Annotated in this window: 11 protein-coding genes, 1 tRNA gene and 2 other annotated features; of the genes, 3 read left to right on the top strand and 9 right to left on the bottom strand. The window is 36.9% G+C overall.

Annotation, left to right across the window (positions count from 1 at the left end; genetic code table 11):
• Window positions 1-4: 4 nt before the first annotated feature.
• The 3 genes from IGK96_RS04980 to IGK96_RS04970 are packed head-to-tail and all read right to left on the bottom strand — an operon-like array spanning window position 5 to window position 2,627.
• A complete protein-coding gene (locus tag IGK96_RS04980; RefSeq protein ID WP_002366917.1) occupies window positions 5-838 on the bottom strand; it encodes a MetQ/NlpA family ABC transporter substrate-binding protein in 834 nt (277 codons plus the stop codon).
• Between the two features lie 19 nt (window positions 839-857).
• The gene (locus IGK96_RS04975) at window positions 858-1,538 is read right to left on the bottom strand and encodes a methionine ABC transporter permease (RefSeq protein WP_002359998.1); all 681 of its coding nucleotides are present in this window, start codon (window positions 1,536-1,538) and stop codon (window positions 858-860) included.
• 18 nt (window positions 1,539-1,556) lie between these two features.
• Entirely contained in the window at window positions 1,557-2,627 is a 1,071-nt protein-coding gene (locus tag IGK96_RS04970) for a methionine ABC transporter ATP-binding protein (RefSeq protein ID WP_002356948.1), read from the bottom strand.
• 85 nt (window positions 2,628-2,712) lie between these two features.
• Window positions 2,713-2,963: a binding site (T-box leader), on the bottom strand.
• Between the two features lie 583 nt (window positions 2,964-3,546).
• Window positions 3,547-3,792, bottom strand: a binding site (T-box leader).
• 263 nt (window positions 3,793-4,055) lie between these two features.
• Here IGK96_RS04970 and IGK96_RS04965 point away from each other — a divergent pair.
• From IGK96_RS04965 to IGK96_RS04955, 3 genes are all read left to right on the top strand, one after another.
• Window positions 4,056-4,128: transfer RNA gene (locus IGK96_RS04965), tRNA-Thr, on the top strand.
• A 157-nt stretch (window positions 4,129-4,285) separates the two neighbouring features.
• Window positions 4,286-5,776, top strand: a complete 1,491-nt coding sequence (locus IGK96_RS04960; protein WP_002385810.1) for a glucosyltransferase domain-containing protein — start codon at window positions 4,286-4,288, stop codon at window positions 5,774-5,776.
• Between the two features lie 213 nt (window positions 5,777-5,989).
• Window positions 5,990-6,169, top strand: a complete 180-nt coding sequence (locus IGK96_RS04955) for a hypothetical protein (protein WP_002383739.1) — start codon at window positions 5,990-5,992, stop codon at window positions 6,167-6,169.
• Between the two features lie 87 nt (window positions 6,170-6,256).
• Here the strand turns inward: IGK96_RS04955 and IGK96_RS04950 are convergent, their stop codons facing one another.
• From IGK96_RS04950 to IGK96_RS04925, 6 genes are all read right to left on the bottom strand, one after another.
• Window positions 6,257-7,222, bottom strand: a complete 966-nt coding sequence (locus IGK96_RS04950; protein ID WP_002401299.1) for a hypothetical protein — start codon at window positions 7,220-7,222, stop codon at window positions 6,257-6,259.
• A 175-nt stretch (window positions 7,223-7,397) separates the two neighbouring features.
• Window positions 7,398-7,688, bottom strand: coding sequence for a hypothetical protein (locus IGK96_RS04945; protein ID WP_002359936.1), 291 nt, complete (start codon window positions 7,686-7,688; stop codon window positions 7,398-7,400).
• Between the two features lie 47 nt (window positions 7,689-7,735).
• Window positions 7,736-8,974 carry an aminoacyltransferase gene (locus tag IGK96_RS04940; RefSeq protein ID WP_002359935.1) on the bottom strand — a complete coding sequence of 413 codons (1,239 nt, stop codon included), beginning with the start codon at window positions 8,972-8,974 and terminating at the stop codon, window positions 7,736-7,738.
• Window positions 8,975-9,284: 310 nt separating this feature from the next.
• Window positions 9,285-11,093 (bottom strand): glutamine--fructose-6-phosphate transaminase (isomerizing), encoded by a 1,809-nt coding sequence (gene glmS, locus IGK96_RS04935; protein WP_438755904.1) that lies wholly within the window; start codon window positions 11,091-11,093, stop codon window positions 9,285-9,287.
• A 442-nt stretch (window positions 11,094-11,535) separates the two neighbouring features.
• Window positions 11,536-12,369, bottom strand: a complete 834-nt coding sequence (locus IGK96_RS04930; protein ID WP_002356939.1) for an energy-coupling factor transporter transmembrane component T family protein — start codon at window positions 12,367-12,369, stop codon at window positions 11,536-11,538.
• Entirely contained in the window at window positions 12,366-14,072 is a 1,707-nt protein-coding gene (locus IGK96_RS04925; protein WP_002356938.1) for an ABC transporter ATP-binding protein, read from the bottom strand. The genes IGK96_RS04930 and IGK96_RS04925 overlap by 4 nt, the downstream gene beginning before the upstream one ends.
• Window positions 14,073-14,163: the final 91 nt, after the last annotated feature.

Raw genomic sequence — 14,163 nt, 5'->3', positions numbered from 1 at the left:
TCCTTTATTTTTTACCAAATGTTTCCCAGGCTGGAACATTGGCGCCTTTTGATGTTTCTGCAATGACCTTTTTCGTTTCTTCTTGTTGATATTCTTCTACAACTTTTTGATAAAGTTTATTCTCTTGGTCTTCTTCTCGAGCCACGACAATGTTCACATAAGGTTTCGCTTTTTCGTTTACAGGTTCTAAGAAAATAGCATCTTTATCTGGTGTATACCCAGCATCGACAGCCATGCCGCTATTAATCACTGAAGCATCGACATCTTGTAAAGCGCGCGCTGTTTGCGTAGCATCTAATTCAGTTATTTTCAATTGGCGTTTATTTTCAGTAATATCACTGACAGTCGGTAGTTGCTGTTTCGCAGGATCTACTTTTATCAGTCCTGCAGTTTGTAATAAAATTAACGCCCGCCCACCATTCGTTGGGTCATTAGGAATAGCAATTTCTCCGCCGTCTTTAATTTTCGTGATATCTTTCAATTTATTAGCGTAAATTCCCAATGGTGCATTGACTGTATTGCCAATTGATACTAATTTCGTTCCATGTTCTTTATTGTAATTGTCTAAAAAGATTTGATGCTGAAAGGCATTTAAATCAATTTCTTTTTCTGCTAATGCTGCGTTTGGTTGTGTATAGTCTGTAAATTCTACCAATTGTAGATCAATATTTTTCTTTTTCAAACGGTCTTTGACCGATTCCCATTCATCATTTTTTGTTCCTACAACCCCTAGTTTAACGGTTTCTGTCTTAGTATCCTTCGCAGACCCCGATGCACAACCTGCAATCGTAAAAGCTAATACCCCAATAAGTCCAATTAATTTACTAAATTTTTTCATTTGTCATTTCTCCTTTTTTCTAATGTGATGTTTTTTTGATTAATTGATTACTAATGGCTTGACTGATAAATACCATAATTAAAATAATTAACGTGGCCATAAATGTCACATCGGTTTGAAACCGATTGTAGCCTCGAGTAATCGCTAAGTTGCCCAGACCACCGGCTCCAATCGCTCCTGCCATGGCTGTTAATCCAATCAAATTAATAATTGTCACTGCTGAAACACGAATAATACTTGGTAACCCTTCAATTAGATAAACCCGAAAAATAATCCCTAAGGGACTCGTCCCCATGGCTTCTGCCGCTTCAATAACGCCAGGATCCACTTCTAATAACGCATTTTCAATTTGGCGCGCGAAGAACGGGATTACGCCAATAACTAATGGGACTAACGCTGCGGTTGTACCAATTGTCGTTCCTGCCAAAATTCGTGTTAATGGTTGAATCAGTGCGAGCATAATAATGAAAGGAATAGAGCGGCAAACATTAATAATTTTTTCTAAGACACTATACAGGGGTGGATTTTTCAAAACACCACTGGGGCCAGTACTGACAAGCACGACACCCAACAAGACTCCTAACACACCAGCAATCAATGCTGTCCAAAAAACCATGTATAATGTTTCCCATGTACTTTGAAGAAACTCTTGTTTTAATTGGACAACATTCGGAAAATATTTCTCAAATAATTGATACATTCTCAGTTCACTCCTTTTTTAAATCACCTGTAAATTCTGCTTTTGCTTCGTTTGCTGATAGGTTTTCAAAACATTGGTTCGCACGCCTTGTTTCGCTAAATAAGTAAGGGCTTGTTGACGCTGGGCCTCATCACCAGAAAGCACCACAATTAAATGGCCAATAGGAACGTTTTGAACAATTTCGACATTGCCATAAAGGATATTTGTATATACCTGATATTGGCTATACAATTGTGCAATTAATGGCTCATTCGTTTGATCTCCCACATAAGAAAATTCAATTAATTCTTGATTTTTATCTAAATCAGCTAATTTAGGATGTTCAAGAATCGTGGTTAATGCTTGGTCAATATGAGTTGCTGTCCGAATAAAATCTTTGGTTAAAGGTTGTTGGGGTTGACTAAAAATCGAAACAATATCGTTTGATTCGACAACGCAGCCATTTTCCATCACCGCGACTTTATTACAAATTTCTTTAACCACTTGCATTTCATGGGTGATTAAGACAATCGTCAAGTTCAGTTCTTGATTTAACTTTTTTAACAAAGCTAAAATCTGTCCCGTTGTTTTTGGATCTAACGCACTCGTCGCTTCATCACAAAGTAAAATTTCAGGATCATTTGCTAAAGCGCGGGCAATCGCAACCCGCTGTTTTTGCCCTCCTGATAGTTGACTGGGGTAAGCGTCCCGTTTTTCACTTAGTCCAACTAGCTCTAATAAATGGCTGATTTTTTGACGCCGTTCACTTTTACTTAGCCCAGAATATTTTAATGAAAAATCGATATTACTAAATATAGTCCGCTCTTTCATCAAATTAAAATGTTGAAAAATCATTCCAATCTTTTTTCGTTGTTGTCGTAATTCCTTTTTAGAAAAAGTTAAAATATTTTCTTTGTTAATAATAACGGTGCCCGCTGTTGGTCGTTGTAATAAATTAATTACCCGTACTAACGTACTTTTTCCAGCACCGGAATAACCAACGATTCCGTAGATATCCCCTTTATCAATTGTCAAAGAAACATCTTGGACAGCCTGAATTTCTTGTTTTTTTTGTTGAAATGTCACACTGATATTTTTTAGTTCAATCATTCTTTATCCCCCTTCATTCTTACCAACCTGCATTTTTTCACAAAAAAGAAAAAAGCATCCTCAACGACACAACTCAAGTTGTATCGTTGAGGACGCTTTTTTGCGTGTTACCACCTCATGTTCAGAATTTGCTCACACAAATTCCCTTTTCAAGTACGGAACAATATGTTCGATACCCTAGCTCGATAACGGGAGCCCCCGTCGCCGCCTTGTGTTTAACACTCGGAGCGCTTGCTCAATAGCCATTTTCCAAAACGTCTTTGTCACCTATTCTCAGCTACCTAGGCTCTCTGTTAAACAAATCAAGTCTTGTACTTACTATATCACTGCTTTTTTATTTTTATTCATTCTAAACTGATTTTCGTTTATTTTCAAAATCAAACAGACTAGAGTTCCTATCCCTTCAAGCATCGAGTAATCGCAGATAATAGCTGCTCTCTCTCTTTGCATCAGTCGTAGTGCCCAACAGGATTTGACTGTGGCGAGAATCGTAGGAACACTTTCGTGCAAATGACACAACTTGCCCTTCGGTCATCTTGTACTGTTCATCACTTACAAAGGCCATACTGCGTCGAGTAATCGCAGACAGCATCTACTCTGTCGCTTCGCGCCAGTCGTAGTGCTCAACAGGATTTGACTGTGACGAGAATCACAGCCTTGGCGAGAATCGTAGGAACACTTTCGTGCAAATGATACAACCTGCCCTTCGGTCATCTTGTACTGTTCATCACTTACAAAGGCCATACTGCGTCGAGTAACCGCAGACAGCATCTACTCTGTCGCTTCGCGCCAGTCGTAGTGATTCGTGCAAATGACACAACCTGCCCTTCGGTCATCTTGTACTGTTCATCATCTACTCTGTCGCTTCGCGCCAGTCGTAGTGATTCACAGCAAAAAGCCCTTCACTAGCGTTTTGCTAGTAAAGGGCGAATGATTCGCGGTACCACCTTTTTTCGAAATATAACTGATTCTTTATATCTCATCTCTTATCCAAGTCTTTATTAACTTGGTGCACATGGTAACGGGTGCTTAGCCGAAATTGCTTACTTATCAGCAATTTATTCTCAGAGGCCATCTTCAACTTTTCTGAACCTTGTCCCTTTTCACCAATCAGGACTCTCTTTTGAAGGTCATCAAAATTTACTCTTCTCTTCAACGAATGAATAGTTATCTGTGATGTTGATTTACACTTTACTAGAGAAAAAAGAGATTGTCAACAGTTTTTCTTAGAAAAAAATCATTTTTCTTTTTTTACGAAAGAGCAATTGACAAACTTTCGTCTATACGTTATTCTATTTCTTGTGCACGAGATTTGTACGATTTTTCAAAAGGAACTTTGACGATTACTCGTCGCAGTGTAGCCTTTGAAAGTGAACTCTATGGGTTTCACTTCGTTGCAATCCTCGAGTTAGTTTAGCCTTTGAAAGTGCCGCCTTAGCTCAGTTGGTAGAGCACCACCATGGTAAGGTGGGGGTCGCCGGTTCAAGCCCGGCAGGTGGCTTTTTGGTAAAATCCCAACTCTTTAATAAAGAGTTGGGATTTTTTTGTTTTGCCTACCCTTAGTGTTCTGTCAAGATGAGAAAATAACAAAAGCAATTTCTTCATTCCACTCGTTATGGTATATTTTAATTGTTAAATAATTATTGGAGTGGAGTACAATGATGAAACAATTACCTACAGAATCAAAAAAATTTGATTTAAAGAATTGGTGTATTGAAAATAAAGCCTATCTTCTATTGATCATTTTAATTTATCAAGTGGCAGTTTTATCCATCGGCATTATCAATTTCCCTTACTTAGATGATAATGCTCGCCAGGTCGCTGGAATGACAGATTTTGGTACGACTTACGCACGTTGGGGCAGTGAATTTCTCTCATGGTTTGTTCAAGGAAGTCGTCATTTGACAGATCTGGGCTTGACCACACCGATTCTAACAGGTCTTATCTTATCTCTCACAAGCATACTGGCTATTTATATCATCAATGACCAAAAAATTAGCTGGGGTTCCTCTTTAGTAGCTACTTTAATTGGCCTCAATCCTTGGTTCCTTCAATGTCTTAGTTTCAGGTTTGATAGTCCCTATATGGCATTGAGTATTTTTTGTTCGTTTCTTCCTTTTTATTGGTGGCAGCGTAATTCTTTTACGTTTTTCTTGGTTTCTGTTTTTTCACTGTTTGTTATGTTTAATACTTACCAAGCCTCGTCAGGAATTTATATAGTTATCGTCTTATTCCTTACTTTCAAGCAGTTACTTGCTGGAGAAAATTTCATTGCTCTTTGTAAAAAAGTCGCACTTGCTGCTATCGCTTATCTACTTTCTATAGTCAGCTACCTTATCGAGTTAAAATTTGTACCTTCCGCAACAAACAACATTGGGGGCAGTCAGGCCTTACCAAGTTTGCATGATATTCCCAGTGTGGCTTATCAAAATAGTTACCATTATTTTTCAGAGCTATTGAACCAAAGTAATCGTTTATGGCTTTTATTACTGCTCCTACTGCTTGTTTTATTTTTTATTAGTCATCTATCAAATAGCAAAATCAACTTAGGCTTAAGTTTCCTCTATTGTATCTTGTATTTAGGACTTGCTTCTCTCTTAAGTTTTGGTATTTTTATTGTCTATTCAAGAAATATCGCTGGTGATGCGCCTCGCTATATTTACGGATTTGCTGTTTTTGTTACAATCAGCATGTTAAGTTTATTTAACAATCGACAAGTGAAAGCAATTTATCTAACTTCGTTACTTGTGGCCAGCTTGTTATCTTATTATATTTTATCGTTTGTTTTGGTGTATTCTTCCACATTAAACTATCAAAAAGAAGCATTCAATCGCCAAGCAGCTGTTTTAACAGATGATTTAAAAAATGTTGTAACAAACGAACGAAAAAAAGTTTATTTAAATACGTTTTTCAAAAATTCAACTGTTTATGCTAATACAAGTCGAAACTACCCAATTCTTTCAAAAATTGTGCCACCAAATGACGGTCTATACTTCCCTAATTACGTTTGGTTCAATACTTCATCGAATTTAGGAGTAGAGATGGCACCACTGACCGATACGGATATGTCTAAAAATCAAAAAGTAGTAAGTAATCACTTTTATGACATTTATACAAACAACAAAGAAATATTTGTGTTTATGAAATAATTTGTTCCATCCAAAAACACTTCTTTTGCAATAAACGTGACTGTATGGTTTGATTAAGATGGATTAAGTATTCTTTTCGGGTACATTTATTACTTCCTGAAACTTGTTTCTTTCCCATTTTTCTTATGAAGTAACAAAATTTTTGAGAAAAAACAGCTCGTTTTCTATGTTATGATAGAGAAGTGAAAATCACCAGAAAGGTTGTTGCGGACTATGAGAACTCGTCAGAAAAAATTATTTTTATTTTCAATGATTTTATGGTTAGTTGAATTTTTAATTACACGGATTTCTGATTCTTTTCCAGGAGCAACGCCATTGTTCGTTGTGATTTGCTTGATTCAAGGAATTCTTTTTACTTATTTCTGTCTTGCTTTTTTCTATTATCCGCAATAATCAGTCAAGAAAAGCAATTAGAGCAGATTCAGCAAATTTCTGAAACCGAAAAAATGGCACGTCCTCGCTTTTAGGACGTGCCATTTTTTAAAGCATTATTTGTGTAAATGCCGTTCGTATCGCCTGTTGAACATTTTGAACAGCATCGATTTGATGGCCTTTTGCTTCAGTCAATTCTTTTTCAATATATTCAGGATAATAGGTTGCCAAATAACCCAAGACCCAGATAGTTGGATCTGAAATAACCGTCTCTGCTAATGGATACAAATAGGCAAGATGCAACCGAATTTCTTCTTCCAAATGCTGCAGCATAATTGGATCATCATTTTCTAAACGATTCCTAAGTTCAGTACAAATTTCGGAATAGATCGGCGTATTTAACGGTCCAGTTTTTCCTTCTAGTAAGACTGTCTGAGGCTGATTGTCATACCAAAGAAAAGTCAGTGGTTCTGAAAATTGCAACAGTGCTAATTCTTCAATAAACCATTCCCGAGCAAAATAACTAAGTGCTTGGTTCATAACTAAATCTTTTGCGACTTCCACAAATACTGGTTTAGGCAAATATAAACTGGTTTTAATGTTCGCTAATTGTTGATAAACGGGCAATTGATCGCTTACTAACAAGTTCCTTTTAATTGCTTGAATTTGCTGCGTTTCTAATTGTTGATACGCCTCTTCCACTTGCATTAATTGCTGTTCTAACGTTTTTTGTTGTGCTAGCGTTATTTTTTTAGTTTGAAGTAATTGCTTCAATAAAATATACCCTTCAATAAAGCGACGACTTTGACTATAAATTTGCATATAAATTGCCGCTGTTTCAAGGTTCTCAAAATAAGACTCTTGGAACGCTTCTGCCAATGCTAGTGCTTCGTCAGCTTCACCCATTTCCAACAATAATTGGACAATTTTTTGGTTTACTGGCGGCGTTTGTTGTAGCTGATAGGCTTGTTGAAAATTTTCTAAAGCGGCGATCTGATTATGTTCTACAAGTGCTTCTTCTCCTTGTGCAATAAAACGTTCATAGTTTTTTGGAAATTCATGAATGGTACTCATATCTAACCTCCTTTATTTCTTATTTAAAGCAGATGAGCCTGGGACAAAAATCACTTTGGATTTTTGCTCCAGGCTCAAAACCTGATAACCGGCGGGAACAGAACCAACACTACGCGTTGCTCGGAGCTAAACGGTTCTGTCCCGACCTCGATTTTAACTATTCAAACGGACTTTTTTAGTAAAGATTACGAATAATAATTGCCGTTTCTAGGTCGCCCTCAGCGTTCATCTTCTCCGCCTTTTCCTCTAAACTATACCCAGCAAAACTTTCGTTTGTTAAAACATCTGCTACTGTGAATTTAGCAACTTTTTCAATACTGACTGCATCTGGTGCTACTTCTTGCACGCTATCCCAGCCTGTATCAATAAAGACCTTTGTATCTTCTGTAATCGCTTCGTTTGCTTCTAACGCCTGCATAATTTCTTTTAACTGTGCATACGTCATAACCTCAACTTGATTTTCCATTTAAACGCCTCACTTTGCCATTCCTTTTTAAGGATTGGGTTTTAATTTTAGACTTTTTCTTTAATTGTTTTTAATGCGTGATATAAGGCATATTTCATTGGTTTGGCTTTCCATTGGAAATTGCCCATTAATTCTTCGACATGACCGCCAAAGGATTGTTTGAATTTAAGAACCCCATCACTTCCATCAAAGACACCGTCAACGCCATAAAAATTATATTTGGGAATGTTATTTTCTACTGTGTAAGTTAACATTTTATGTTGAATTAAATACGGTGCATAGTATTGTTTATATTTTTCATACGTACCACTAAACAAGTAAACAACTTCTTGTGGATGAACAATGAATAAGGCACCTGCTAAAATTTCAGGTTCATCTGATGTTTTCATTTCTTTAGCCTCGTCAATCCGTTTGCGCACGGTACGAACTTCATCTTCAAATTCACGTTTCTGGTTATTTTTTTTACGGCTTTTAGGATTGGCAATTAACGCTTCATTGACTTCGTTGAGCGTCTCTTGTAATTTGCGTAATTTCTCATGAAGATTTTCTAAATAAGTAGCAAAGTTTAGTTCCGCCACCATAAATTTTGCTCGTTCGCCAAACTCTTCATAAACAGCTTGGTAATAAGCTAAATCCTTATCTTCAAAATTACGTCGTGCACTTGTTTCTTCCGTTAATTTCTTAAAGAGAGGTAGCTCTTCGTAACGAAGTTCTCGGGTTGTTACTCCATATTCCCATGTTTTCTTGATGTCATATTTAGCATCTTTTCCATAAGATTTCCAAAGATCTTCTTCTGTTAATCCAGCCATATCTTTGACAAACAGCCAACGTGGCGCGCCATCAAAATTGTGCACATCAAACCCTTGGTGTTCAAAACCAATTGATGTGAAATAGTCAAATGTTTCTTGATTGACCTTTTCAACTTCACCGCCATTAAAATCACGTAAACAAATTTGTTTATTTGGAGTAAAGGTTAAATAAAGGCCATCATTTTTTTTCACATATTTTTTTAAGCCTGTGAAAAAGGCTTCTACACATTTTTTATCTGTATAATCCATCAAAATTCCGCCGTCAATGTCGAAAGCATAACCAATTTTGACTTTTTTCTTGCTTAGGATACACGCAGCAATTAGTTGACCTTCTCGTTTGACGCCAACGTATTCACAATGCCAGCCACGTCGTTCCAATAAATGTTTCATTTCGGGTGTTTCTAAAAAGTTACCTGCAGGATGTGTCATTGCAAAGGTAGTAAATTCTTGTTCAGTTAATGTACTAAACTGATCCATATCAAACAACTCACAATCTTTTTTTGTTAAATAAATTAGCACTTTTCAGCTTAACCTACTTTTTGCTTTCTTTCAAACAAAGTTACCTCACTGGCTAATTCTTATTTTTCGGTTCTTATTAATTATATCTAATTTTGCTAAAATGCAAACAGTTTTCAACGGAAAAAAAGAATTTCTTTGGAATCTTTCATTTTTGACTGAATATCTTTCTTTTATAAAAAATATCTGAGACAAAAATCTAAAGTGATTTTTGTCTCAGATATTAAAACTCATGAAAACCCGTTGAACATCTTTCTCTCAGGTTCTTGATTTACTCAACAGTTACACTTTTGGCTAAGTTCCTTGGTTTATCAACATCGTAGCCTCTTTGTAAGGTTGCATAGTACGCTAATAATTGGCCTGGGACAATGCTAACTAAGGCAGAAAGTAACGGATGCACATCTGGAATAATCAGTTGGTCCTGTGGTTTTGCCAAGGATTCCAAGGCAATCACAATATTTCTTGCTCCACGACTTTCGACTTCCTTTAAATTGCCTCTTGTATGGGCTGCGACTTTGGCATCTGTCACAATCCCAATCACAGGTGTTCCTTCTTCAATTAAGGCAATCGTTCCATGCTTCAATTCACCTGCCGCAAAGCCTTCTGCTTGAATGTAGGAAATTTCTTTCAACTTCAAGGCCGCTTCCATCGACACATAATAGTCGACTCCTCGCCCGATATAGAAGGCATTTCGAGTATACGTCAGATAATCTTCCACCAAGGCTTTCATTTGTTGTTTTTCATCAATCAAGGTTTCCATGACAGCTGCTACCACGCTCAATTCGTGAGCCACATCAAATGAGACGGCCGCTAATGTTTGGCGTTCTTCACCAATTGCTTTTGCTAAAATAGCTAAGACAGCGATTTGAGCAGTATAAGCTTTGGTGGAAGCGACAGCAATTTCTGGTCCTGCGTGTAATAACAAGGTATCGTCCGCTTCACGTGATAATGTTGAGCCAGCAACATTTGTTAATGTAAGTGATGGATGCCCTAATTCATTAACCTGTACCAGTACTTGACGACTATCCGCCGTTTCACCACTTTGACTTAAGAAAATGAAGAACGGTTTTTCAGATAAAATAGGCATGTTGTAGCCAAATTCGCTTGATAAATGAACTTCCACAGGAATACTGGCAATCGTTTCAATTAAAGATTTTCCGACCCAACCTGCATTATAACTTGTTCCACAAGCAATAATGTAAATTCGGTCACATTGATTAATTTTTTCAAGTAACGCCTCATCTAAGGTCACTTTTTCACCTTGAGTATACGCTTGAACAATTTTGCGCATCACTGCAGGTTGTTCATCAATTTCTTTGAGCATATAAAACGGATATGTTCCTTTTTCAATGTCATTTAAATCTAATTGCGCTTCAAAAGGTTCTCGGTTGATCACTTGTCCTTCTGGCGTTTCGATTACTACTTTGTCCGCTGTAACAGTTACAATTTCACCATCAACAATCTCAACAAATTGATTGGTTTCTTTAATCATCGCCATCGCATCACTACAAATAACATTAAAGCCTTCACCTAGACCGATAAGTAACGGGCTTTTATTTTTCGCTACGTAGATAGTATTGGGGTCCATTTTATCCATTAATGCAAAAGCGTATGAACCTTTAATTTCGGCTAAAGCCGCTTTAAAAGCATCTTTTGTTGAAAAACCATTTTCAGCAAAATGAGCAATTAATTGAACGACGATTTCAGTATCTGTATCACTAATTAAGTGAGCACCACTTAAAAATTGTTCTTTTAATTCTTCAAAGTTTTCAATGACACCATTATGCACTAATGCAAAGCGTTGATCGCTTGAAACATGGGGATGTGCATTGGCGACAGTTGGTTCGCCATGAGTGGCCCAACGAGTATGACCAATACCAACTGTTCCATCGATTTCTGGCGTTAATTTTGCTGCTAAATCGGCAATGCCCCCAACTGCCTTAACTACATGGGGCTGTTGGCTTTGATCATTCACACAAATCCCAGCAGAATCATAACCTCTATATTCCAATTTTGTTAATCCTTGAATCAAACTTTCCGTGACATTTTCTTTTCCAATCATTCCGACAATTCCACACATAATGCTAATTCCTACTTTCCAATTGAAATTCTGTATTTACTAGGTCCTGTTTAACTAGCAAATCCCATTATATGTTTCTACCTGCGTGATAACCGCTTTGTTCTAACTTCACAATTAGTTTTTCTTTGTTATCTGTAGAGTGCAGTCCCTAGAGCCACCCGCCGAATCTTCGATAAGCTCTCTCCTCGTCACCTGAACGTTCAGGTCTGGCGCTATCCGATATTGGTCTATATACCTCCTTTGTAAATATATTCCGTAGAAACATAAATAATCATACAATTAAAAGTAGGTACTTGTCAACAAAAATCTAAAAACCAAAAATTGGTCTAGTTCTTTAAAGTTGCAAAAAAAGAATCTAGTACACTCATAGTAAGAGAAAGTACTAGATTCTTAATAATAAAAAAATATCCGTTCTATTTATAGAACCTTATCAATTTGTTATTTATTGGAATGGATTATAAAACCGGCCACCATTCACATGGAACAACCAGAAACTGATTCCTAATAAGCATAAGGCAAGTATCATTACCGAAAAATCACGCAGATGAAAAGGTTGTTGCGCATACCACGTTCTATTTTTCTTTTGACCAAAACGCCTTAATTCCATAGCGGTACTCACAGTTTCAATTCGATCTAAACTAGATAGAATTAAGGGTAAAACGATTTGTGCTACGCCTTTGATTCGTTGGCCTAACCGTCCCTTTTTAGACATCTCATAGCCTCGCGCTTGTTGTGCTAAAGAAATATTAAAAAAATCTTCTTGGATATCGGGAATATAACGAATAGCCAGCGCTACTGCATAACTAATCCGATAACTCACACCAATTCGATTCAAGCTGGAGGCAAATTCACTAGGATTTGTTGTTAATAAAAAGATTAATGCCAACGGAATCGTACAGAAATATTTTAAAACTAAATTAAATTCATAAAATAATTCTTCTTGTGTCAAAGTAAACCGTCCGATTCCTTCCCAAATCACGGTACGTGATTGATATAAATCAACCCCATATTCAGGTGCAAAAAGGTAAACCGTTAAGATATTTAACAAAGAAAAAATAGCAATAAATTTAATAACAAAAGATATTTGATGCCATTTAATATTTGATAATTTTAACAAAACAAGCGAAACCACAGACATTCCTAACAGATAACGAGTATCATACGTGGTCATACAAGCCACAGAGACAACGATTAAAAAGACTAATTTGCTTGTGCCGTTTAAGCGATGAATCCAGGTTGAATCAGGATGATAGCCTAACATTTGTCGTTCACTCATCCAAAACGCACCTCACGATCGTAAGCAACAAATTTTTCCGTAAATAGCAAGGGATTTTCCAAGCCTAACGCTTTAGCAAAGGTAAACAAGCTCGTTTCTTTTAAAGAAGCCGCTTGAATTAATTTTTCATCTGTTAAAACAGCAACTGGAGTCGCATCTGCTAGTAAACGTCCATCACAAACTACTAACGCACGTGTTGTATATTCCAACATTAAATGCATATCGTGAGTGATCATTAAAATAGTCACACCTAAGCGGTTCAATTCTTCTAAAAATGTCATCATTTCTGTATAATGTTTAAAATCTTGCCCAGCTGTTGGTTCATCTAAAATTAATAATTCAGGTTCTAAAACTAAGATCGATGCAATAGTTACCCGTTTTTTCTGCCCAAAACTCAATGCGGAAATCGGCCAGTTCCGGAAGGGATACAGCCCACAAATATGTAAAATATTCGTCACACGTTCCTCAATTTCTGCTTGTGGCACATCTCGTAAAACTAATCCTAAAGCTACTTCTTCAAAAATCATTTTTTTAGAAATCATTTGATTGGGGTTTTGCATCACATAACCAATTTTATCTGCACGTTCTTTGATTGAATAATTGGAAAAATCCTGTCCCTCCCATAAAATCTTGCCCGATTGAGGCGTGATGAACCCGCAAATTATTTTAGAAAGTGTAGACTTCCCGGCACCATTTTTTCCTACAATGCTGATCATTTCTCCATGATGAATAGTTACTGAGAAGTCATCTAACACTTTTTCACCATGACGATCATATTGATAGGACACTTGTTCCAAACGTAATAGTTCAGCTCCTTTGACCGCACTAACTGAACTAGGTTGGACAGACCACTGTGTCATTTTGGGCAAAACCGTTTCGCCTGATACTTCGGCTAATTTGTCTAAATGACTAACTTGTGTTAAATCAATCCCAGCATATTTCATGGCTGTAACGTACAAAGGTTCACGAATCCCTTGCTGGGTCAACGTATCTTGACGTAACAATTCATCTGGCGTTGTATCAGAAATAATTGCGCCCTCATTCATGACAATAATTCGATCAACTGATTCGCAAAGAACGTCCTCTAAGCGATGTTCTATTATTAAAACAGTTGCTTTTGTTTCTTGTTGAATGGTGTCAATCAAAGTCATTGTTTCTTGTCCCGCTCGTGGGTCAAGATTAGCCAAAGGTTCATCAAAAAGTAAAATTTTTGATTGGTTAATTAGAACGCCCGCCATAGATACACGTTGTTTTTGACCACCTGACAAATCTTGTGGACGGTGTTGCAATAACTGATTCAGCTCAACAATCTCGGACCATTTGTGGACCGCTTTTTTCATTTCTGCTTGTTCAACTGCATCGTTTTCTAAAGCAAAAGCAATATCCTCAGCAACCGTTAAACCGATAAACTGCCCATCGGTATCTTGCAAAACAGTTCCTACATCAAAAGACAAATCAAATAGACTTGTTTCTTGGATATTTTTACCAGCAACCGTAGCTGTTCCTTGAATCTCACCTTCATAAATATTGGGAATTAACCCGTTGATACATTGCGCCAATGTTGATTTGCCACTACCACTAGGCCCAACGATTAAAACCTTTTCTCCTTCATAGATGGTTAATTGAATCCCCTTTAATGTCGGTTCAGATTGGCTATGATATTGAAAGGAAAAATTATTAAAAGTAATGATTGGTTTTTTCATTCGGCCTCACCTCAGTTTCTCCATAAAAGAAAGGGTCTGAGCATTAGCAAAGTAATTACTAGGGCAGACCCTTAACCATTTAAATTATTTC

The organism is Enterococcus sp. DIV0682 (assembly GCF_051712685.1).
GTDB lineage: Bacteria > Bacillota > Bacilli > Lactobacillales > Enterococcaceae > Enterococcus > Enterococcus faecalis.
Note: the sequence above shows the minus strand (reverse complement) of the source record. Positions and strands in the feature narration are given on the sequence as shown.